Origin of the sequence: Acinetobacter sp. 1566109 (assembly GCF_000582255.1) — a bacterium.
Taxonomy (GTDB): Bacteria; Pseudomonadota; Gammaproteobacteria; order Pseudomonadales; family Moraxellaceae; genus Acinetobacter; species Acinetobacter nosocomialis.
This window is the reverse complement of record NZ_JEYB01000017.1, coordinates 1-23,399: the sequence shown is the minus strand read 5'-3', so window position 1 is coordinate 23,399 and position 23,399 is coordinate 1. Positions and strand designations below refer to the sequence as shown.

Genomic DNA, 23,399 nt, shown 5'->3' with positions numbered 1-23,399 from the left:
TTTAATGAAAGCAATTGAAATAGGTGGCGCCTTGCCAAGCAAAGCGTTTGAAACCCTGCCAAATATTTATTTGGTAGGGCCCATGGGGGCAGGAAAAACAACCGTTGGACGTCATTTAGCAGAACTATTAGGGCGTGAATTCTTAGATAGTGATCATGAAATTGAGCGCAAGACAGGGGCGACTATTCCCTGGATTTTTGAAAAAGAAGGAGAAGTTGGATTTCGTACCCGTGAAACTGTAGTCTTAAATGAGCTCACTTCACGTAAAGCATTAGTGCTTGCTACGGGTGGTGGGGCGATTACTCAAGCACCTAACCGAGAATTTTTAAAGCAACGTGGAATCGTTATTTATTTATATACTCCTGTTGAATTACAACTACAAAGAACTTATCGGGATAAAAACAGACCCTTATTACAAGTTGAAAATCCTGAACAAAAATTGCGGGATTTATTAAAGATTAGAGACCCCCTGTATAGAGAAGTTGCACATTATACGATTGAAACAAATCAAGGTGCTGCACGTGATCTCGCACAAAAGATTTTGCAACTTATTCTAGCGAACAAGTTAAAATAGACGAACTGACTAGTGGTTTTATAAATTCATGCAAACTTTACATGTTGAATTAGGCGAACGCCGTTATCCTATTTTTATTGGTAGTCAACTTGACCCGAAACAGTTACTCGAGCCATATATACATGGTCAACAGGTCATGATTGTAAGCAATGTTACGGTTGCACCATTATATTTAAGCCACTATCAAGAAGCATTAAAAAGTCTGGGTAAAACGGTTGCGACTTGTATTTTACCTGACGGCGAAAAATATAAAGATATTCAACATTTAAATTTAATTTTTGATGCATTGCTTGAAGCCGGCTTTAATCGCGATTGTACTGTTTTAGCTTTAGGTGGTGGCGTGATTGGGGATATGGCGGGTTTTGCTTCTGCTTGTTTCCAACGTGGCGTTTATTTTGTACAGGTTCCTACGACATTGCTTTCACAAGTCGATTCGAGTGTTGGCGGAAAAACAGGAATCAATCATCCGCTTGGCAAGAATATGTTAGGTGCTTTTCAGCAACCACAAGTCGTTTTAGCTGATATGGCACAATTGAATACATTGCCAGAACGTGAGCTTTCAGCCGGTTTAGCTGAAGTGATCAAATATGCACTTTTAGGTGATGCTGATTTCTTGGTTTGGCTTGAAGAAAATATGGATGGCCTTGTTGCTAGAGATGCTGATTTACTTGCAGAAGCTGTCTATCGTTCATGTGCTCATAAAGCGCGTATTGTTGCGAATGATGAGAAAGAACAAGGTGAACGCGCTTTACTTAATTTAGGTCATACTTTTGGCCATGCGATTGAGTCGTATCTAGGTTATGGTACTTGGTTGCATGGTGAGGCTGTTGCAACTGGTATGGTGATGGCAGCAGATTTATCACAGCGTTTGGGCTGGATCTCAAATGAAGATGTAGCTCGTACAAAAAAAATCATTCAACGTGCGAATTTGCCGATATCATGTCCACAAATTCCATTGGATGATTTCCTTGGATATATGGCTCATGACAAAAAAGTTCTTAATGGACAATTACGTTTGGTGTTGTTAAAGCAACTTGGACAAGCAGTAATTACCAAGGACTTTGATGTCGAATTGATGAAACAGGCTATTTTGGCGAATCAACACGGATAACAAATAAGGTAAAGCATGACTGTATCACGTACACTTTGGCAGAATGTTCAACAATATATCTGGTTGGTTGGTGGTATTGCCTGCTTATTGCTTGCTTTTATTTTTTGGGTAATTACAGATAGCAAAAAACTGGTTGAAGTTGAAAAGTCCGCTGACTCTGAGGCGCCTGTACAAATTCAACCAGAGAAAGTTGCTACAACACCTAACCTAGGTGCTTTGGCTGATGAGGTTCGTCCACTCGATTTAACTACACGTACTGTGGCTTCGGGTGAGCATGAACCTGAGTTTCGCGGTACAAAGTTTATTAATGAAAATAAAAAACAATGGACGCTTGAGTTATTTCGTGCCTCTGATGAAGATATTATTAAAAACTTTTTAAAAAATCGTACCGACCGTAATAAATTTATTTATTTCCGTTTAAGTGGGGAACAACAAGCAGAGCAGTATGTGTTGGTTTATGGCACGTTTAAACGCTCAGAAGATGCAATTCAGCAATTAACACAAATTAACCTGCAATTACCTGAGTCAGTTAAACCTCAGCCACAACAGTTCTCAAGTTATGCCTCACTGGTAAATGACTTAGGGGCAGATGAGATGAAAGGTGGCAATAATCAGCTTTATGAAGTACGTCTGCGTCCGGCTGCTTTACCTACAATTGATGAGTCATTATTGATGTCAGGAGTAGCTACGGGAACTGCCAATGCTCAGCCTAAAGCTCCTGCAACTAATTCAGCTACAAAAACTACTATTATTCGTCGTGATGCAGAAGGAAATGTGGTTGATGTACAGCAATCAAATTCTAATATTGATCAGCCTAATAGAACACCTCAAACACGAATCAATGAGGGACAGCAGAAAAATGCCACAAATGAGGGCACAAAAGGGAATTAATTTATCTTATAATATGCGCAAAAATGGTGCAAAATGATTATGTGATAATATTTTTTGATCAGATGTGGTGCATATTTAGGCATTTTTTAACATGATAACGCGAATAAAATAACTATATTTATAATAAATATAAGGATTTAGTTTAATTTTTCCGATATGGCACACTTTTTGCTTTATTGTTGTGCTTATTAATGTGCTGCAAACTATTTTAGCCCTCTAAGAAGTGAATTCTATGCAGAGGCGTGGGGTCCAACTGCTTTAAAAGAGTGCGAAATAAGTCAAAACATTTTTCTAGCAAAAACCAGTGTACGTAAAAATGGAACGGCGTATATTGGCTTATCAGCCCAAAATTTTTTGTTTGCGAAACATTGAGCTAACTGTCATCCGTAGGCACTATCGCAAAAAGAAGTTGTTTGTTTGACGCTCGAAAGAGCCTTATTGAAAGAAGGGTACGCTATGCACATGCCATCGCCTAATACTGTAGCTCCCGCTCAAGGTTTATATCAGCCTGATGAGTTTAAGGATAACTGTGGTTTTGGACTGATTGCCCATATGAAGGGTGAATCAAGTCATCATCTAGTAGAAACCGCGATTCACAGTTTAAGTTGCATGACGCACCGTGGTGGTATTGCCGCAGATGGCAAGACGGGAGATGGTTGCGGCTTATTATTGGCGATGCCAAAGCAATTTTTCCGTGATGAAGCAAAAAAACTAAGTGATATTACACTAAGTGAAATTTTTGCTGTGGGTACGGTATTTTTAAATATTGATCCTGCATTAGCACAGCACTCTAAAAATATTTTAACAAAAGAAATTGAGTCAGAAGGTTTACGTGTACTCGCTTGGCGTATCGTCCCTACAAATAACGATGCATTAGGTGAAATTGCGCTTCAATCTTTACCAGCTTTTGAACAAGTCATTGTGAACTGTCCAATGGGTGTAACTGAGGTTGAATTTAACCGTAAGTTATTCTTGGCGCGTCGCCGTGCGGAACAACAACTTCAAAAAGATCCGTCATTTTACGTGACTACGCTTTGCTCGACAGTTATTAGCTATAAAGGCTTGATGATGCCTGCTGCAATTGCTGAGTTCTATACAGATTTGGCAGATGAGCGCTTAAAATCGCATATCGTGGTATTCCACCAACGTTTCTCTACAAATACATTACCGCGTTGGCCGTTGGCTCAGCCATTCCGTTACCTTGCGCATAATGGTGAAATCAACACGATTACAGCAAACCGTAACTGGGCGTTAGCGCGTACTCCTAAATTTGAAAACCCATTATTACCAGGACTTACTGAGCTTAACCCGATTGTAAACCGTACAGGTTCGGATTCTTCAAGCTTGGATAATATGCTTGAGATCTTGGTGGGCGGTGGTATGGATTTATTCCGTGCTTTACGTATGCTCGTACCGCCAGCATGGCAAAACGTTGAAACTCTAGATGCAGACTTGCGTGCATTCTATGAATTCAACTCAAAACATATGGAAGCTTGGGATGGTCCTGCTGGTCTTGTTATTCAAGATGGACGCCATGCGATTTGTATGCTTGACCGTAATGGCCTGCGCCCTGCACGTTGGGTAATTACTAAAAATGATTATATTACCTTAGCATCTGAAATTGGGGTTTGGGGCTATGAACCTGAAGACGTAGTTTCCAAGGGTCGTGTAGGTCCTGGTCAAATCTTGGTAGTCGATACTTTAACAGGTAAAGTACTTGATACTAAAGATGTTAGTACTCATTTGAAAAACATGCGCCCGTACCGTGAGTGGTTACGTGATCACGCGATTCGCTTAAATGCAAACCCAGAACTTGAAGAGCAACTTGTTGATAAAGGTTTAACTGGTGAAGCATTAAAAGCAGCTCAAAAAATGTTTATGGTGACATTTGAAGAGCGCGACCAGTTGTTACGTCCAATCGCTGAGAGCGGTCAGGAAGCTGTTGGTTCTATGGGTGACGATACGCCAATGGCTGTATTGTCTCGTCAAGTACGTCATGTGACCGACTACTTCCGTCAACAGTTTGCACAGGTGACAAACCCACCAATTGACCCACTGCGTGAATCAATTGTTATGTCACTTGAAACCTGTTTGGGTCGTGAGCAGAACGTATTCGAACAAGGTCCTGAGCATGCTGATCGTATCATCATCTCTAGCCCTGTATTGTCAAATTCAAAAATGCAGCAAATCCGTACAATTGAGCGTGCGGGTTATGAGGCAGTTGATATTGATTTAAACTATGCTGAAACAGAAGGTTTACAAGCGGCAATTACGCGTATTTGTGAAGAATCTGCACAAGCTGTTCGTGATGGTAAAACCCTAATTGTTTTAACTGATAAAAACATTCGTGAGGGTTACTTACCTGCAAACGCTGCTCTTGCAACGGGTGCGGTACACCATTACCTCATTAAAACTGGTTTGCGTACTGATGCAAACATTATGGTTGAAACTGGTTTTGCACGTGATCCACACCAATTTGCGGTATTACTTGGTTTTGGTGCGACTGCTGTTTACCCATACCTTGCATATGACGTAATCAATGACTTGATTGCGAAAGGTGAGCTTTTAGGTGATCCGATTCATGCACAAGCAAACTTCCGTAAAGGTATTGAGAAAGGCTTGTTAAAAGTTCTTTCGAAAATGGGTATCTCGACAGTAGCTTCTTACCGTGGTGGTCAGCTTTTTGAAGCAGTAGGTTTATCTTCTGAAGTGGTAGATCAGTGTTTCTTAGGTGTTCCAAGTCGTATTCAAGGTGCAACATTTGCTGACCTCGAAAAAGACCAGAAAAAATTAGCAGCGACAGCTTGGTCAAGTCGTAAACCAATTGATCAGGGTGGTTTGCTTAAATTCGTATTTGGTAAAGAGTACCATGCGTTTAACCCAGATGTGATTAACTCACTACATAAAGCGGTTCGCTCTGGTAAATACGAAGACTTTAAAGAATATGCTGAATTGGTAAATAACCGTCCAGTAGCGACTATTCGTGACTTATTTAAGTTAAAAACAACTAATCCGATCCCAGTTGAACAAGTTGAATCGGTTGAAGATATCTTGCCTCGTTTCGACTCGGCAGGCATGTCTTTAGGTGCGCTTTCTCCAGAAGCACATGAAGCTATTGCAATTGCGATGAACACCATTGGTGGTCGTTCAAACTCTGGTGAGGGTGGTGAAGACCCTGCACGTTACGGCACAATTCGTAACTCGAAAATTAAGCAAATTGCATCTGGTCGTTTCGGTGTAACACCTGCTTACTTAACTTCTGCTGAAGTTTTGCAAATTAAAGTTGCTCAAGGTGCAAAACCAGGTGAAGGTGGTCAGTTACCAGGTGGTAAAGTGAATGGCTTAATTGCGCGTTTACGTTACTCAGTACCGGGTGTGACACTTATTTCACCTCCGCCACATCACGACATTTACTCAATTGAAGATTTGTCGCAACTGATTTTTGACTTGAAACAAGTTAACCCAAAAGCAATGGTATCTGTGAAGTTGGTATCTGAACCGGGTGTAGGTACGATTGCTGCTGGTGTTGCTAAAGCATATGCAGACTTTATTACCATTTCTGGTTATGACGGTGGTACTGCTGCGTCTCCGCTTTCTTCAATTCACCACGCAGGTTCTCCATGGGAGCTTGGCTTGAGTGAAGCGCATCAGGCACTTCGTGTAAATGACTTACGTGGCAAAGTACGTGTACAAACTGATGGTGGTTTAAAGACTGGTCTTGATGTGATCAAGGCGGCAATTTTAGGTGCTGAAAGTTTCGGTTTTGGTTCAACACCAATGATTGCATTAGGTTGTAAATATCTACGTATTTGCCACTTAAACAACTGTGCAACTGGTGTTGCAACTCAACAAGACCATTTACGTCAAGAGCACTATATTGGCGAACCACAAATGCTCATTAACTTCTTCCACTTTATTGCAGAAGAAACACGTGAATGGTTAGCGGCTCTTGGTGTAGCTTCACTTAAAGACTTAATTGGTCGTGTGGACTTACTTGAAGTATTGCCGGGTGAAACTGAAAAACATGCTCACCTTGATTTAAGTGCATTGTTAACTTCTCATCCTGCTGCTGAAGGTAAAGCGCAGTACTGTGAAGTACAAGGTAATGCACCATTTGATAAAGGTGTATTGGCTGAGAAAATGGTTGCAGAAATGCTTCCTGCAATTGAGTCAAGTGCAGGCGGTCAGTTCAACTTTAATGTCGTGAACTGTGACCGTTCAATTGGTGCACGTGTATCGGGTGAGATTGCTCGTCGCTATGGCAACTTGGGTATGGAAGCACATCCGGTTGTAATGAACCTAACAGGTACTGCTGGTCAGTCACTTGGTGTTTGGAATGCTGGTGGTTTACATATCCGTCTTGAAGGTGATGCAAACGACTATGTAGGTAAAGGCATGGCGGGTGGTCGTATCTCGATCTTCCCACCAAAAGGTTCGCCTTTCCAAACACAAAATACAGCAATTATTGGTAATACTTGTTTATATGGCGCAACTGGCGGTAAGTTATTTGCAGCTGGTACGGCAGGTGAGCGTTTTGCCGTTCGTAACTCTGGTGCGTTTGCTGTTATTGAAGGTGCAGGTGACCACTGCTGTGAATATATGACTGGTGGTGTTGTGACTGTGCTTGGAAAAGTGGGTCATAACTTCGGTGCAGGTATGACAGGCGGTTTTGCTTATGTGCTTGACCTCGATAATGACTTTGTAGATTACTACAACCACGAGTTAATTGACTTAACCCGTATTTCAACAGAATCTATGGAAGATCATAAAGAGTTCTTGTTGCGTATTATTGACGAGCATATTAAAGAAACTGGTAGTGCTTGGGCTTATAAAATTCGCAATGAGTTCGATTTCTACAGCCGTAAATTCTGGCTTGTAAAACCAAAAGCTGCTAACTTGCAATCGCTTTTGAAAACTACGCAAGCTGATCCACAATAATTCCACGACTGCAAAGACATAGGCAGGTGCGGGCAACAGGGAAATCCGCGCCTACCCACGGAGAGAGACATGGCAGAACGCCTAAATAATGACTTTCAATTTCTGGATGTACCACGTCAAGATCCAGAGAAAAAAGATATTACTGTCCGCAAAGCAGAATTTGTGGAAATTTATAAACCTTTTACTTCGGAAACTGTCACTAATCAGACACACCGTTGTTTAGGTTGTGGTAACCCATATTGCGAATGGAAATGTCCTGTACATAACTACATTCCAAACTGGTTAAAACTCATTGCTGAAGGACAAATTTTCCAGGCTGCTGAGCTTTGCCATCAAACGAACACTTTACCTGAGGTATGTGGTCGTGTGTGTCCGCAGGACCGTTTGTGTGAAGGTGCTTGTACCTTAAATGATGGTTTTGGTGCAGTAACTATTGGGAACGCTGAAAAATATATTAATGACACCGCTTTTGCTTTGGGTTGGCGCCCAGACATGTCCCATGTAAAGTGGACAGGTAAAAAAGTTGCGATCATTGGTGCAGGTCCAGCAGGGCTAGGTTGTGCCGACATTTTAGCCCGCGGTGGTGTTAAGCCAGTTGTATTCGATAAGCGTCCTGAAATTGGTGGCTTACTGACATTTGGTATTCCAGAATTCAAAATGGAAAAGGATGTGATGAAGCGCCGCCGTGAAATTTTCACTGGCATGGGTATTGAATTCCGCTTAAATACTGAAATTGGTAAAGATGTCACTATTGATGAATTACTTGCTGAATATGATGCAGTATTCATGGGAATGGGAACTTATACCTACATGAAAGGTGGTTTCCCGGGTGAAGATCTTGATGGTGTTTATGATGCGCTTGATTTCTTGATCTCTAACGTGAACCGTTGCCAAGGTTGGGAAAAAGATCCAAGTGAATACATTAGCTTAGACGGTAAAAAAGTTATTGTTCTTGGTGGTGGTGATACCGCTATGGACTGTAACCGTACTTCATTGCGTCAAGGTGCTCATGATGTAACTTGTGCATATCGCCGTGATGAAAGCAATATGCCAGGTTCTGCACGTGAAGTAAAAAATGCGTATGAAGAAGGCGTAAAGTTCTTGTTTAACCGCCAACCAATCGAAATTGTTGGTGAGAATGGCAAAGTGACAGGCGTAAAAGTGGTAACGACGCAGATGGGTGAACCAGATAGTCGTGGCCGCCGTAGCCCTGAGCCAATTCCGGGTTCGGAAGAAATTTTACCGGCAGATGCAGTTTTACTCGCGTTTGGTTTCCGTCCAAGTCCAGCAGACTGGTTTGGTAATGTGAATATTAATCTTGATGGTTCAGGTCGTGTAGTTGCACCAGAGCACCAAGAATTTAAATTCCAGACATCAAACCCGAAAATCTTTGCTGGCGGTGATATGGTGCGTGGTTCAGATCTTGTAGTTACAGCTATTTGGGAAGGTCGCCAAGCTGCTGAAGGTATTTTAGATTATCTTGGTGTTTAATCTAAAAAATCATTATTAAAGTTTTTGATAAAGCCTGCTATATGCAGGCTTTATTTTTTACCGTTAATCAGTTTGACGTTTTTGGCAAATACAATAAGCTTTTTTGCCCTTTTTGGCCCCTTAGTTGCAAGAGATACTCAAAGCTTCCTTCTTCACTACAGTAGGTGTTGAGCATGAACATCGCAGGTATGACGGCAGAAAAATCATATTTAAATCGTCGAAAAGCGTTGGGTATTACAGTGCGTCGCCTTGAGTTTAATCCTCAAGCAATCAAGCGCTATTATTTTGCAAATTCGCCTTTAATGTCCCATTTTTTAACTGCACTCTCTTCAACATTTCCCGTAGGAGAACAGTTTTTTGTAAATAGCGTGCGTAATGTACGTGACAAAGTTTCCGATCCCCAATTGCAGGCCCAGATTGCGGCATTTATTGGACAAGAAGCGATGCACTCGAAAGCGCATAGTGAATTTAATGAGGCTTGGCGCCGTGATGATTATAATCTGGATCGTTTTCAGGCTTGGTTGAATGAGCGTGATAAATATTTAAGAACAATTTCTCCTAAGCTACAGCTGGCATTGACATGTGCATTTGAGCATTTTACGGCTTTGCTTGGAGGGTATATTTTACAGCATCCTGAATTATTAAAAACTTTGGACCAAGATGCGCTAAAGCTTTGGGTCTGGCATGCTATTGAGGAAATTGAGCATCGTTCAGTTGCATTTGATGTGTACCAACATGTATATGGTGATGATCGTATTCGCCGTTTACTCATGCGTAGTGTTACTACGGGATTTGCGAGTCTTGCTTTCTATGGTACGACGCGGTTATTTTGGCAAGATAAATGGAAAAGCTTGCCTAAAGTCGGAGGTAACTTATTTGGGCTATATTTGCTTGCTAAAATGCTTATACAGCTAACTCCTGAATATTTTGCTTATTACAAAAAGGACTTCCACCCGAGTCAAAAAGATTATGGTCATATGGTCGATTATTGGAAAAGTTATTTGGCCGATGAATATCAAATGACAAGTTTCCAAAAGGAAACAAAGTTAAGGCCAAGCTAGAATAAAAAAACCGGATTTAAAGATCCGGTTTTTTTAAATCTATAAAATAAAAGCAACACAATAATGCCAAATTCATCATACAATCGAGACAAGAGGTTAAAAATATAAAGAAAAACTTGAGGATAAAGTGACGATGAAAACGTTTAAACAACTTGTAATCGCGACAACACTTGCAAGCACCTTACTATTTTCCGGCTGTGGCTATAATACTTTACAGGTCAAAGATGAGGCTGTAACAGCGGCTTGGTCTGAGGTACAGAACCAATATCAACGTCGATCAGATTTAGTACCAAATCTTGTAAACGTAGTTAAAGGTTATGCTAAGCATGAAGAGCAAGTATTAACTGAAGTAACTCAGGCACGTGCAAATGTAGCAGGCTTGAAGGTCGATAAAGAAGTATTGGAAGACCCAGCATTACTTGAAAAATATCAACAAGCGCAAAGCCAGTTAACTGGTGCGTTATCTCGACTGATTGCTGTTTCAGAAAATTACCCAGACTTAAAAGCCAATACCCAATTCCAAGAATTACAGGTTCAGCTTGAGGGTACAGAAAACCGAATTGCTGTGGCACGTAATCGTTATATTACAACTGTTCAAGACTATAACTCTTATGTCCGTCAGTTCCCACAAGCTGTAACAGCGAAAGTGATTGGTATGCATCCAAAAGCTAATTTCTCTGCAGAAGCATCGGCTCAGCAGGCTCCAAAAGTTTCTTTCGATTAATTTAAATCAAGGAAGAGCTGCATGAGAAATACTATATTGCTTCAGTTTAAGCAAATTAAGGTGTTTGTTATTACCTTAATAGTGCTCTGCTGCAGTGTTCTGTTTCAGAGTGCGGCTTGGAGTGAGAATAATATTGCCACTGCTACAGATGAAACTGATACTGTGGTGGCAGGTAAAATTATTCAACAGCAGCAAGCTCAAGCATCGAAACCTAAAATCAATGAGCAGGCTGCTTCAAGTGCCGCGCCTCAAGCTCATGTTGCGAATGACATGGCTGATGGTGAATCAATTCGTGGTTTACCAACATTAAATCAGCCTGTTATTGATCAAGCCAATATTTTGAGTGAAGCTGAAAAGCAGCAACTCAATCAGAAAATTTTAAATCTATACCAGCAAGGTAAGGCACAAATAGGTATTGTGATTGTACCGACCACAGGCCAAGAAGATATATTTGATTACGCTTTACGTGTCGGTGAAAAATGGCAACTTGGTTCGAGTAAACGAGATAATGGTTTACTTATCGCAGTTGCTATTAATGATCATAGAATACAAATTTTGACTGGATATGGTTTAGAAGGCGTATTGCCTGATATTGTGGCAAGTCGAATTATTCGAAATCAAATTACACCTTATTTTAAACAAGCCCAATATGCTCAAGGATTAAACGCTGGTCTTGATGAAATCGGAAGGATTTTAAATCTAGATCCGGAAGTTGCTCAGCAAGCTGCTCAAGATTTAAAAGAGCGCCAACATCAGGCTGCCGAAGAACAACAAGCCAAACAAACTACTTTGACAATGGCGTTGTTTATTCTTATTGCCGGAATTGTAGGCTCGTTTATTGTTGGTCGACCTCTTAGTGCTTCTACAGCAGGTGTTGCTGCCGCGGTAGCAGGCTTTGTAAACGGTGCTGGCTTGGTCACTAGTTTATTACTTGGATTTGGTATTTTCTTTTTACTCATTACCTCAATTGCCCAACTTATTTTACAGGCTATTTTAAGTGGTTCTGGTGGGGGTGGACGCGGAGGCGGCTTCGGTGGTGGAGGCGGCGGTTATGGCGGCGGTGGAGGTCGTTTTGGTGGTGGAGGTGCTTCAGGGTCATGGTAACAACATCAGAAACAACACAAATTATTACTCAACCAAAAATTGAGGAATATGTAGAGCCAAGTTTAAAACGTTGGTTTAAGCATCTTTGCTATTTTCCTGCTAGTAGCCGCTATTTTAGTAAAAGGGATAAACAAGCTATTGCTGAAGCTGTTCAACAAGCAGAACTTGGTCATGTTGGTGAAATACAGGTCGTTATAGAAGGGCATATTCCTTGTTCACAAGCATATAGGCAGAACACGCGCTTAAGGGCGCAGCAATTATTTGCAGAACTTGGGGTTTGGGATACTGAACTTAATAGCGGTGTACTGCTCTATTTAAATTTATGTGAACGCACAGTAGAAATTATATTTGATCGTGGTATTCGTAGCGCGACGACTGAGCAGGTATGGCAACAGATTTGTGAGTCTATTGTGCAGCAGCTTAAACAAAAGCAGTATCTACAAGCTGTAGTGATTGGGGTTCAGCAAATTGGTGATGTGATGTCTCGGTTTTACGATGAAAATATACCAGATCAGAATAATGAATTGGGTAATGCACCTATCATTATTAATTAAATTATCTACATAAAATCTAGCTGTTTTAAAAAATTTGGACAATAAACTGACTGACAAAAAATGTCATCTAATCATGTATTTTTAAAGAGATTTTTGTCACATTAAAAAGTAAAAAAAAGAAATAGGCTGTGAAGAAATTTTTATTAGTGATTTAATTCTAAAAAAATTATAGTGACAATTTTTGTCACTTATTTACTGCTTTAGCATCTCGAATAAGTTTAAAGTATTTATAAATCTTTGTTTTTTAATAAAAATAAAAGTTGGCATGGTTGCTGCATTATATTCTATAGCTCAAAAAGCTTATATAAAAACATACATACAATCTTTGGGGAAAAGGCTATGAATGCACAAAAAGGTTTTACATTAATCGAACTCATGATCGTTGTAGCGATTATTGGTATTTTGGCAGCGATCGCGATTCCTGCTTATCAGGATTATATTGCTAAATCTCAAGCTTCTGAAGCAATGACTATTGCTGATGGTTTGAAAACGAATATTCAAACTAATCTTCAAAGCAATTCTTGCTTTTCTGGTGGTGCGACATCTGCTGTCGCTGGAACAGATACTGTATCAGGTAAATATGGTAGTGCCACTATCACAACTATAAGTGGCACTGCTGCTGCAAATAACCTCGTATGCGGTATCACTTATACATTTAAAACGACTGGTGTTTCAAGTAAAATTGCCGCTAAAGTTCTTGCATTACAAACTAACGATAATGGTGTTTTAAGCAAAGCAGCTTCTGGTACAACTATTGATGATAAATATTTACCTAATTCATTAACTGTTGCAGGTTCTTAATAAGAATATAATAAAAAGAGAGGTTTCGTCCTCTCTTTTTATTAAAGAAAATAAATATGTTAAAAAATAATATATTATTCCTTTTAATAGGATTTTATCTTATCGCAGCCTTATTGGGCTATCAAGTTGGTTGGTCTATTTTTCAATATGATGAACTTCGCTTATTACAGTTTCCTTTAGCACTATGTGCTTTATTAATAATGATCTTCACAAAAAAAATAGGATATTCAATCTATACTCACATTAACTTTTTTATTATCGGTTTATTCATATTAATTCAACAAATAAATTGGGGAATTTTTGAATTTCAAGAACTTTGGTCTGCGATAGCATTACTATTTATATTTTCTACTTTAACTTATGAATTAAGAAGTATAAAAAATATACAACATGGCATAGTCTTAATTATAGTTTCAGCGTTTATTCCATGTTTATTTATTCTTATTTCTATTACTAATTTTATTATTCATCAACAATGGTTTAATTGGCAATTTAACTCTGGTACGATTCGGATCTATGATAGCGTTATTGTTCCTCTATTTTTCTTTCTGATTTTTTTACAAAATAAGAAATATCCTTATCTTCATTACTTTTATCCATTCGCAATTTTCTTTTTCTCTCTAGCATGTTTTTTTGATGGTGCACGTTCTGCTTTGTCTGCAATCATAACTGGGTTGCTTATATTTTTTCTCTTATCAAAGGAAAACCGTAGGCTGGCTCTAAAAACAACTTTTTACATATTTGCTGCATTTATAGTTTATAAAAGTACAGTATATTTTGCAAAACAAAATACAATGACAGTAATAAGAGCGGGAACATCGTTGCGTGCAGAGATGTGGTATTTTGTCTTTGATCAATGGAAACAGTATCCGTTTACTGGTGTAGGAGGAGGATATTTATCTAAAATACAATATAAATATGGATATCATATACATAATCTTTATTTAAGGTTAATTTTTGAATGGGGGATGGTTGGATGTATATTTTTAGTTTGGATGACTTATCAATTTATAAAATTATTCTTAGATAAGGAGATTTTACCCATTGCAAAAGCTGGTGTTGCTGCAATTTTAATTGATGCAATGTTCTCTGGTAATATGGTATATCCCGCTTCACAAATTGCTTGTATATTATTTCTAGCTTTTGCATTTTCTCAAAGCAAATTATCTCCTAGTTCCAAATATTCTTCTTTATTTACAAAAGTACTTATTGGCTTATGGGGAACTTTATTTTTATACATTACAATAATGTATTTAGGACAAGATTTAATGTGCTGGGGATGCGGCAGTTATGTAGGAAGAATGGCTCCGAATTTTTGGTTTTATGGTGGTGCAGAGCATCTAGTTCCAGTGGTACAGATTCCTTGAGTTATTTTGTTTGTAAATTACATGCATCGACTTCATTACAAATTCTTTTTGGCTTCCATGTATAATCCTTCTCAAGTTTTTGGCCTATAACCTGTCACTATGCAAGTATTCTTTTTATTCCTCGCAGCAATCCTGTTAGGTTTTGCATGGCTATCTCCATTTCACTATAACCCTTGGGTGATGTTTTCTAGTGAAATGAGTACCTTTGCGGCAGGTCTAAGTGCCGTAGCTGCACTTTTTTATCAAAATATAAAAATTCCGCGGGCACAATTATTACTATTGCCATTTATTTTAATTCCAGTGGTGCAGTGGGCTTTTGGTCTGGTTTTTGATTTTAATACAGCTTTGTTAAGTTCACTTTACTTATTAGGCTTTTGGTTTATGGTTGTGGCTGGCTATAACCTGTCATTAGATTATCAGCAGCGGGACCAAATTTTTACAGGGTTTAGCCTACTTGCTGTTATTGTTTCAGTTGCAACTAGCTTTATTGCGGTTTGCCAGTGGTTAAATATTGATACGCATTTTGCACATATGTTGCATTTAATTGGTAATCGACCTTACGGTAACTTTGGCCAACCCAATAATATGGCAACCTTTCTCATTATGGGGTTATTAGGATGCTTATATTTATATGAAAAGAACAAGGCTTCAGTTTGGTTACTCTTGCCATCAGCACTAACTATTTTATTTGCAGTTGTCCTAAGTCAATCACGCACTTCTTGGATTGTTTTTCCATTTTTACTCACCTATTGGGCTATTAAGCAATTTAACAAACCGAAGCGTTTTGGACTTTTTCAAGGCTTATTATGGTGTGCTGGCTTTTTCCTCATGGCGGGCTTAGTTTTACCGTTTCTTACAAGCTTAATTGAGGCATGGTCGCATACAGATATAACTCAGGCGAGTAGCTTGGCTGAACGGGCAAGTTCTGGTTATTTGCGTTTTAATATCTGGACGCAAATGTTACTCGCTGTACAGCAACATCCTTGGTTGGGATATGGGTGGAACCAAACTAGTGTTGCTCAAATGTCTGCTTATACTCTTTTCCCAACAGCAGAATGGACGACTAGTGCTCACAATGTATTGCTAGATCTTATTATTTGGAATGGTATTCCAATTGGTATCGTGATTATTGCTTACTTTACATTTTGGTTGTTTTGGTTAAATCAACAAGCGAAAGAAACAATTTCGATTATTGCAGTGATGATGGTCTGTACAGTACTTATTCATGCCATGTTAGAATTTCCGCAGCGTTATGCTTATTTCTTACTGACTTGTGGCTTTTTATTGGGTGTAATTCAAGCACAGACTCCAATACTGAAAGGTTTTGTACTAGGTAAACATCTTCTGCATTTAATTTGGGGTATTAGCTTAATACTTATGATCGCAATTTGGCGTGATTACAACGTATATGTCATGAATAGTAATTTACTATTTAAAAATAAGCAGCCAAATGCCGAGCTTATGGGAAGTGACCAGATTTTTGTTCTAACCCAATTTGAGCAGCGTTTAAAGTGGATTGCGCTTAATCCTCATGTAACTTTATCTGAAGCAGAGTTAGTTCAATGGGGAAATTTTGTGAAGAACAAAGCAACCCCCTATAATTTACGTAAATATGCTCAGTTACTTGCTTATAATGGAAAAATAGATCAGGCAGAGCGACAAATATTTATTTTGCAGCACCTTTATGGACAGCAAATAACACTGCCGCAATTATTAAAAGATAAATAAAAAAATCCCCTTGTTTTCAAGGGGATTTTTTTATGAGAAATTACATTTGGCTCTGGATATAGTTTTCGATACCAACGCTACCGATAAGGTCAATTTGAGTATCTAACCAATCCCAGTATTCTTCTTCTTTTTCTAAAATTTCTTGTACCAAATCACGTGTTACATAGTCTTGTTCTGTTTCAGCTAATGCAACTGCTTTTTGAATAGCTTCAATGTTTTCTTTCACTTTGCGAATATCACATTGCAGAACTTCTTCTGTATGCTGACCAATATACAATTTACCTAGATGTTGAAGATTAGGAAGTCCTTCTAAAAATAAGATACGTTCAATAATCTTGTCGGCATGCTTCATTTGACGAATTGATTCTTTATATTCAGCAGAACCGAGTTGTTCAATTCCCCAGTCATTAAACATGCGAGAGTGTAAAAAGTATTGGTTAATTGCAGTTAAATGATGATACAGCACTTGGTTAAGCTGATTGATTACATCACGATTGCCTTTCATTGTAGCTACTCCAAAACAATTTCTGCCTTAATCCAATTAAGGCAATCTATGAATTCATTTTAGTAAACATTCACAGATATGGCGAGTAATTTATAGAACAGCAAATGAAAATCGCAATCAAAAACAACACAATATTGGTAAAGCTGAATTTCCTTCCAAAAAAAACCGCTTGAATGAGGAACAATTAACGTTCCGCAAAAAGCGGTGGAGGAGTCAATAATTTACTGTTAAATACTAATTTTTATTATGCAGCTACAGAAATGCGCGCAGCAATTTCTGCTAATTCTTCACTAATAATAGCACGTGCTTCTGGTGCACAGCGTCCACAGCAAGTACCGAGGTCAAGCAAATCGCGAATTTCACGATAGCTTTCAGCGCCATTTTCAATAGCGTCTTTAATATCCTGATCGGTAATGCCACGACACAAGCAAACGTACATGGGAGTAATCCCCAAATATAAATGCGATAATTGATATTATTGATAATTATTATCGTTTGTCAATGAAATTCATTTAAAATCTCATTTATCTTTATTGGGATTTTGGATAAAAAAATACCGCCTAAGCGGAAATCTAATGGTTGTTTAGATTTCTAAGCATAGCGGTATCTAATTTTAGAACTAAATATTTAAGGATTATTTTTTTCCTTAAATATTTATCTTATTGATTAATAATTACAATTCCATCCATTTCTACTAATGCGCCTTTAGGTAGACTTGCTACCCCAAGTGCTGCACGAGCTGGGTATGGCTGAGCAAAATATTCGCCCATAATTTGGTTTACAAGCTGGAAATTAGATAAATCAGTAAGGAAAATATTGAGCTTTGCAATATCTGCAAGTGAGCCACCCGCAGCTTCACATACTGCTTTGAGATTATCGAATACACGGCGGATTTGAGCTTCAATACCGTCTACAAGTTCCATACTGTAAGGGTCTAAACCAATTTGCCCTGATAGATAGAGTGTGTTACCTACTAAAATAGCTTGAGAATATGTGCCGATAGCAGCAGGGGCATTTTCAGTATGAATGACTTGGCGGGACATTTGGTTCTCCTTGATTAAATCTTTTTCCATCATAATCGATGATAGGTTTTGACAAAAGTATCATCGATTTAATTAATTAGGTGCTTATGGAAAGTTAGATTTTAGTAAAGTAGAACAATTTTTAGCTGACTTTAGAAACTTCTGCTTGTGGAGCAGGGGCATCCAAACGCTCAATACGTGGGAATCCATAGTGCATTCGTAAATCACGAATGACTTTCGCAATATGTTTACGATTGTTGACTACAATATTGACGAAAGTACGTTGCTCATTGGAATGCACCATTTCCACCCCCGCATTATTTTTACGGCATTGATAGATGAGATCTGATATCTGTTCATCATTCATTGCCATATAAATCGCAAGGTAGGCCGTAAATCGTACATCATCTACATCATCTGCTTTCCATTGAAGTGGCATAATATTTTCTGGGTGTAGATGTTGTTCATGAAGTAAATTATGACAACGAATACGATGCACAATTAGGCCACGACGTGTTAAATGACCTTGAATTAAATCGCCTAAAATTGGGTTACAGCAGTGAGCATATTTAACATCGATACCTTCAGTACCTTGAATTAATCGGTCCGAATTTTCTACTTGTGGATGTTTATCATTTGCAAACAAATGGTTGGCTACAAGTTGAGGAAGTAAATCTCCAACTGCAATTTGCTCAAATAATGCATTTTTATTGTCAATATGACGCCATTGTAAAAGATCTAGCCAATCTGCATCTGAAAGGTCGTTGATTGAACGATTAAAGAGTTTCAAAGCGCGTGAAAGTGCTTGGGCACCCACTAAGCGTTGTTCTTCAATATCTTGATCTTTGAGCACGTGTTGTAAAGCACGACGAGCTTTCTGAGTATTAATAAAGCTAAGCCAATCTGGATTTGGTGTTGCTAAAACATCAGTAATAATCTCAATAACTTGTCCACTGACTAGGGGGGTTGAAAGTGGCTTAATTTCACCATCAACTTTCGCACCTACCGCATGGTTACCCAAGAAAAGACTAGCTGAATAGGCAAAATCGACTACTGTTGCCCCTTGTGGTAATTCATGTAATTGACCATGTGGGGTATAGACCCAAATTTTTTCTTGATGTAGATAATCAAGTAAATCGTTAAAAGTTGTCTTAGCGCATTCACTATCAATGAGTGTATTTAAATTTTGCATTGATGCCTGAATGGCAGAGCGACAAGTTTGTGGAGCATTTTCACCTAATACCACACCAAAACGGGCAGCTTTACGCATCAATTCAGTTTGGATGGTGAGTGATAGCGTAGTTTTTTCGCCTTTGAGCTTGATCAGTAAAGACTGATTCCCGCCAGGTAGTGGACGGCGGATATGATCTTGATATTGGATGACTTGGAAATTTTCTTTTAATGCTGCCACTAAGCGGTCGCAGTCAGCAATAGACTGTAAAACGATTTCAAAAGCATGACTATGAGTCAGCTCTTGTAAATCCATTTCGTTTTTAACGAAATGGCGTAATAACTCAATATTATTATTTTTCTTTTTAATGCGACCTTGAATGTGATAGTTGTGCAGAAGCTCTGCAAGATTTTGTTCCCAAATACTTTGATATTTACATCGTTCGGGTTTGGTTTGAAGTAAAGCATTTTGAACGTTATCAAACATATCTAAATCAAGATTTTGATAACATAAATTTTCAAGATTATCAGCCATCTCATTCATGCCGACTAATCTTGCCATAGGTACAAAAATATCAAAAGTTTCTTGCGCGATACGAGCACGTTTATCGGGACGCAGAGCACCCAATGTGGTCATATTATGATAGCGATCAGCTAGTTTAATAATAATAACGCGTGGATCTTGTAAGGTTGCTTGCAGAATTTTTCTGAAAGATGCGGCTTTATTATATTCTTTATCGCTTGACTGGCTTAGCTTAGTTACGCCATCAACGAGTTCTGCAACTGTTTGCCCGAAGCGCTCAATAATATCATCTTTGGTATATTGAGTATCTTCAATGACGTCATGTAAGAGCGCTGCCATTAAAGTTTCAGGATCCAAACGCATATTAGCTAAGATACAGCTGACAGCAATAGGATGCAGAATATAAGGTTCACCACTTTTACGGGTAATACCAGTGTGTGCCAGATCTCCAAAATCACAGGCAGCAAGCACTTTCTCGACTTCACTTACTGATAAGTAAGGTTCGATAATTAATTTGAGCTGTTGCTTGGCTTGGCTGACCTCTTCGCCTGGCATAGACCACCCTTTTTCTGTTACTTAAAAAACTAAATCTATCTACTTCTTAATGAAAAGCATATTGCGGAACTTGTCAATTTTTTCGTTTGAAAAAGTGTATTTTTTTTTCAATGAAAATAATTGCTTTTGCCAATATGTTTTTAAATATAAAGAAGCCAAATAAAAAACCATCGCAAAGAAACGATGGTTTTTTATAGAAACAGGAGTAATTAGAAAGAAAAACCTTCTAAATTTAAACTGTTTGTAGAAAGGGCAAGATCAAGACTAGAAGTTTGATAATCTTGCTCACGTTGTTTAAGAATTTCTTTCGTTACGTGACCTACAGCGATTTCGCGTAAAGCAACAACTGTTGGTTTGTCGTTATCCCATTCTACAGTTGGCTCCATGCCTTGACGTGCCAATTGACGAGCACGTTTACTTGCAACGAGCACAAGCTCAAAACGGTTGTCTACATGATCTAAACAATCTTCAACGGTGACGCGTGCCATAAAAGTTCTCGTTTTGGAATGGTAAATTTGAACAGACTAAATAGTATAAAAGGCTTTCGTTCTAGACTCAAGTTATTCCTGTTTTGGTTGAGGAGTAATCAAGTCCTGAATTAATGCTTGGTATCTATTTGCTTGTTGAGATAACACTAAGCGGTTTGCAGTAATTACTGCTTCAAGCTCATGAAGTGCTTTATTAAAGTCATCATTAATAATAATGTAATCAAAATTTACATAGTGTTGCATGTCTTCCACAGCACAGCTTAAGCGATGTTCGATGACTTCCACAGAGTCTGTGCCACGGTTAGATAACCGTTGACGTAAATCGAATTGAGTAGGTGGTAAAATAAAGATCTGTTTAGATTCAGGAAAGAGTTTACGTACTTGCTCAGCACCTTGCCAGTCAATTTCAAGCAAGACATCATGCCCTTGAGCTAATTGTTGTTTAACAGTTGCTTGAGAAGTGCCGTAGTAGTTACCAAATACTTCAGCGTATTCAATAAATCCACCTTGATTTACTTGGTCTAAAAAGACATCTTTTCTTGTGAAATGATAGTGAACACCATCTAACTCACCTGGTCGTTGACCTCGGGTAGTATGCGAAACTGAAACATGTAAATTGCTCACACGGTCAAGTAGGGCTTTCACCAAAGATGTTTTGCCCGTTCCTGATGCAGCAGAAACGACAAACAATAGACCCGACATGATATTTTTCCTGATATGATAAAATATCTTCGCTATTGTAGTGTACCGTGCGTTTAAACTGAATAGTTTTAACTGCAAATATTTACGAGAACTTCCCCTGTTTTATTAATTTTGAGGCTGTTATGGAAATTGTGTTAGCTAATCCGCGTGGTTTTTGTGCCGGTGTTGATCGAGCCATAGCAATCGTCAATCGGGCTTTGGAATGTTTTAATCCACCTATTTATGTGCGTCATGAAGTTGTACACAATAAATTTGTGGTAGATGACTTACGTCAAAGAGGGGCTGTTTTCGTTGATGAGCTGGATCAAGTGCCAGATGATTCTATTGTAATTTTCAGTGCGCACGGAGTTTCAAAAGCGGTTCAGCAAGAAGCAGAGCGTCGAGGTCTCAAAGTTTTTGATGCGACTTGTCCGCTTGTTACGAAAGTGCATATTGAAGTGACTAAATATGCCCGTGAAGGTACAGAAGCGATTTTAATTGGTCATGAAGGGCACCCAGAAGTTGAAGGAACAATGGGACAATATGACAAATTAAAAGGCGGTGACATTTATTTGGTCGAAGATGAAGCCGATGTAGCAGCGCTTGAAGTCAGACATCCAGAAAAATTAGCTTTTGTTACACAAACGACTTTATCTATTGATGATACTGCGAAAGTCATTGATGCTTTGCGTGCGAAGTTCCCTAAAATTCAAGGGCCACGCAAAGATGATATTTGTTATGCAACTCAAAATAGACAAGATGCCGTACGTGATTTAGCTGAAAAATGCGATGTCGTATTAGTTGTTGGATCACCTAATTCATCAAATTCGAATCGTTTACGAGAGCTTGCTGAACGTATGGGGAAAGCTGCTTATCTAGTAGATAACGCTGATCAGCTTGAACAATCATGGTTCAATGATACTTGTAAAATTGGCGTTACAGCAGGCGCTTCTGCTCCAGAAATTTTAATTAAACAAGTGATTCAACGTTTACAGGATTGGGGAGCCCAAGCACCTAAAGAGTTAGAAGGGCGTGAAGAAAATATTACTTTTAGTCTTCCTAAAGAGTTACGTATTCATGTTACTCAAGCATAAAATGTGACTTATTTAACATATTGATTTTAAAAAATTTAAACAGATGATTGTCAAATGACGGTTATCTGTTTTTTTATACCCTTTATCTGGTTTGTATTCGTTTTGTAAAAGTAGAACGTAAAATTTATATAGAAATAAAAAGTTTTAAATTTATTTGGGGTTATGGGGATGAGGGGAATTACTCCGCAAGAAGGGTTCACCTTAGTGGAACTCATCGTAACAATTGCAGTCATGGCTATTATTGCAATGATGGCTGCGCCGTCTATGTCAAATTTATTAGAAAGTAAACGTTTAGATACTAATCAAAGAGATTTAATTAGCACTCTATCTGAGGCGAAAAGTCAGGCTGTGCTTGGTCGTCAGAATGTTTCAGTTAATTTGAATTCAGCGGCTTCTAATACTGCCACTTTATTAAATTGGCAACCTACTTCTAACAACACTCTAACGCTAAAAAATATAGCTGCTGATAATACCCAAAGTTCTTTAGCTATCACTACTTTAACATTTAACGCAAATGGAGTTGTGAGTAATATTACTCAGGATGCACTTATATCTATTTGTAATTCAAGAATAAATAAAAAGAAAAATTTTATACTTACAAAACTTGGAGCTTTGGTTTTTAAAGCTGAGGAGACATGCTAATGCATTTAAACAATCTGAAAGTTCAAGCAGGTGTTGGTTTAATAGAAGTTTTAGTTGCTTTAATTCTACTTGCAATAGGAGTACTTGGTTATGTAGCACTTCAGATCAGGGCAATGGACGCATCTTCAGAAGCATTAACTAAATCTCAGGCGATGATAGTCATGAGGGGGTTAGCTGAAAATATTCGCACAAATAGTGTTCAAGCTGGTCAATATCCAGCATTTGTGCGTAGTTATAGTAATTTTTCATCAACTACAGTGGCTCCGACTTCCTGCTTTAATAGGCCGTGTACGCCTTCACAGCTTGCTCAATTTGACGCATATCAAACAGCAAAAAATGCAGATCAGCTGGGTATCAAAATTACAATGACAAATT

Annotated in this window: 22 protein-coding genes; 15 read left to right on the top strand and 7 right to left on the bottom strand. The window is 38.5% G+C overall.

Annotated elements, in window-relative coordinates:
- The first annotated feature begins 4 nt into the window (after positions 1-4).
- The 12 genes from aroK (at position 5) to J582_RS13325 (ending at position 16,344) form a co-directional block, all read left to right on the top strand.
- Complete coding sequence (gene aroK / locus J582_RS13380; protein ID WP_002051689.1) at positions 5-574, top strand: shikimate kinase AroK; 570 nt, start codon at positions 5-7, stop codon at positions 572-574.
- A 28-nt stretch (positions 575-602) separates the two neighbouring features.
- Positions 603-1,685, top strand: a complete 1,083-nt coding sequence (aroB, locus tag J582_RS13375) for a 3-dehydroquinate synthase (protein ID WP_002051763.1) — start codon at positions 603-605, stop codon at positions 1,683-1,685.
- Between the two features lie 15 nt (positions 1,686-1,700).
- A complete protein-coding gene (locus tag J582_RS13370; RefSeq protein WP_004711666.1) occupies positions 1,701-2,576 on the top strand; it encodes a hypothetical protein in 876 nt (291 codons plus the stop codon).
- 462 nt (positions 2,577-3,038) lie between these two features.
- Positions 3,039-7,514 carry a glutamate synthase large subunit gene (gene gltB / locus J582_RS13365; protein WP_171073045.1) on the top strand — a complete coding sequence of 1,492 codons (4,476 nt, stop codon included), beginning with the start codon at positions 3,039-3,041 and terminating at the stop codon, positions 7,512-7,514.
- A gap of 69 nt (positions 7,515-7,583) precedes the next feature.
- Positions 7,584-9,005, top strand: coding sequence for a glutamate synthase subunit beta (locus tag J582_RS13360; RefSeq protein ID WP_002051782.1), 1,422 nt, complete (start codon positions 7,584-7,586; stop codon positions 9,003-9,005).
- 173 nt (positions 9,006-9,178) lie between these two features.
- The gene (locus J582_RS13355; RefSeq protein ID WP_031982115.1) at positions 9,179-10,066 is read left to right on the top strand and encodes a metal-dependent hydrolase; all 888 of its coding nucleotides are present in this window, start codon (positions 9,179-9,181) and stop codon (positions 10,064-10,066) included.
- A gap of 133 nt (positions 10,067-10,199) precedes the next feature.
- Positions 10,200-10,790: a LemA family protein gene (locus J582_RS13350; RefSeq protein WP_002051712.1), complete on the top strand. Its 591-nt coding sequence runs from the start codon at positions 10,200-10,202 to the stop codon at positions 10,788-10,790.
- A 21-nt stretch (positions 10,791-10,811) separates the two neighbouring features.
- Positions 10,812-11,894: a TPM domain-containing protein gene (locus J582_RS13345; RefSeq protein WP_022575998.1), complete on the top strand. Its 1,083-nt coding sequence runs from the start codon at positions 10,812-10,814 to the stop codon at positions 11,892-11,894.
- A complete protein-coding gene (locus J582_RS13340) occupies positions 11,888-12,448 on the top strand; it encodes a TPM domain-containing protein (RefSeq protein WP_022575997.1) in 561 nt (186 codons plus the stop codon). Before J582_RS13345 ends, J582_RS13340 begins: the two co-directional genes overlap by 7 nt.
- 339 nt (positions 12,449-12,787) lie before the next feature.
- Positions 12,788-13,249 (top strand): pilin, encoded by a 462-nt coding sequence (locus J582_RS13335; protein WP_031982113.1) that lies wholly within the window; start codon positions 12,788-12,790, stop codon positions 13,247-13,249.
- 56 nt (positions 13,250-13,305) lie between these two features.
- Positions 13,306-14,616: an O-antigen ligase family protein gene (locus J582_RS13330; RefSeq protein ID WP_031982112.1), complete on the top strand. Its 1,311-nt coding sequence runs from the start codon at positions 13,306-13,308 to the stop codon at positions 14,614-14,616.
- 99 nt (positions 14,617-14,715) lie between these two features.
- Positions 14,716-16,344 carry a PglL family O-oligosaccharyltransferase gene (locus tag J582_RS13325; protein WP_032048047.1) on the top strand — a complete coding sequence of 543 codons (1,629 nt, stop codon included), beginning with the start codon at positions 14,716-14,718 and terminating at the stop codon, positions 16,342-16,344.
- Between the two features lie 40 nt (positions 16,345-16,384).
- Here the strand turns inward: J582_RS13325 and bfr are convergent, their stop codons facing one another.
- From bfr to gmk, 7 genes are all read right to left on the bottom strand, one after another.
- Positions 16,385-16,849 (bottom strand): heteropolymeric bacterioferritin subunit Bfr, encoded by a 465-nt coding sequence (gene bfr / locus J582_RS13320; protein WP_000678123.1) that lies wholly within the window; start codon positions 16,847-16,849, stop codon positions 16,385-16,387.
- Positions 16,850-17,093: 244 nt separating this feature from the next.
- Positions 17,094-17,288, bottom strand: coding sequence for a bacterioferritin-associated ferredoxin (locus J582_RS13315; protein ID WP_000289091.1), 195 nt, complete (start codon positions 17,286-17,288; stop codon positions 17,094-17,096).
- Positions 17,289-17,508: 220 nt separating this feature from the next.
- Positions 17,509-17,892 carry a RidA family protein gene (locus J582_RS13310; protein WP_002051728.1) on the bottom strand — a complete coding sequence of 128 codons (384 nt, stop codon included), beginning with the start codon at positions 17,890-17,892 and terminating at the stop codon, positions 17,509-17,511.
- Positions 17,893-18,013: 121 nt separating this feature from the next.
- Positions 18,014-20,119, bottom strand: coding sequence for a RelA/SpoT family protein (locus J582_RS13305; protein WP_017392603.1), 2,106 nt, complete (start codon positions 20,117-20,119; stop codon positions 18,014-18,016).
- A gap of 39 nt (positions 20,120-20,158) precedes the next feature.
- The gene (locus tag J582_RS26745) at positions 20,159-20,290 is read right to left on the bottom strand and encodes a hypothetical protein (RefSeq protein WP_102990545.1); all 132 of its coding nucleotides are present in this window, start codon (positions 20,288-20,290) and stop codon (positions 20,159-20,161) included.
- Positions 20,291-20,328: 38 nt separating this feature from the next.
- Entirely contained in the window at positions 20,329-20,607 is a 279-nt protein-coding gene (gene rpoZ, locus J582_RS13300; RefSeq protein WP_000135049.1) for a DNA-directed RNA polymerase subunit omega, read from the bottom strand.
- Positions 20,608-20,679: 72 nt separating this feature from the next.
- Complete coding sequence (gene gmk, locus J582_RS13295) at positions 20,680-21,309, bottom strand: guanylate kinase (protein ID WP_031982109.1); 630 nt, start codon at positions 21,307-21,309, stop codon at positions 20,680-20,682.
- A gap of 122 nt (positions 21,310-21,431) precedes the next feature.
- Here gmk and ispH point away from each other — a divergent pair, with 122 nt between their 5' ends.
- From ispH to pilV, 3 genes are all read left to right on the top strand, one after another.
- Positions 21,432-22,382, top strand: a complete 951-nt coding sequence (gene ispH / locus J582_RS13290; protein ID WP_002051768.1) for a 4-hydroxy-3-methylbut-2-enyl diphosphate reductase — start codon at positions 21,432-21,434, stop codon at positions 22,380-22,382.
- 168 nt (positions 22,383-22,550) lie between these two features.
- Positions 22,551-23,024: a pilus assembly FimT family protein gene (locus J582_RS13285; RefSeq protein WP_016803890.1), complete on the top strand. Its 474-nt coding sequence runs from the start codon at positions 22,551-22,553 to the stop codon at positions 23,022-23,024.
- The coding region (pilV, locus tag J582_RS13280) for a type IV pilus modification protein PilV (RefSeq protein WP_081405534.1) at positions 23,018-23,399 on the top strand (382 nt) is incomplete at its 3' end. The genes J582_RS13285 and pilV, both read left to right, overlap by 7 nt.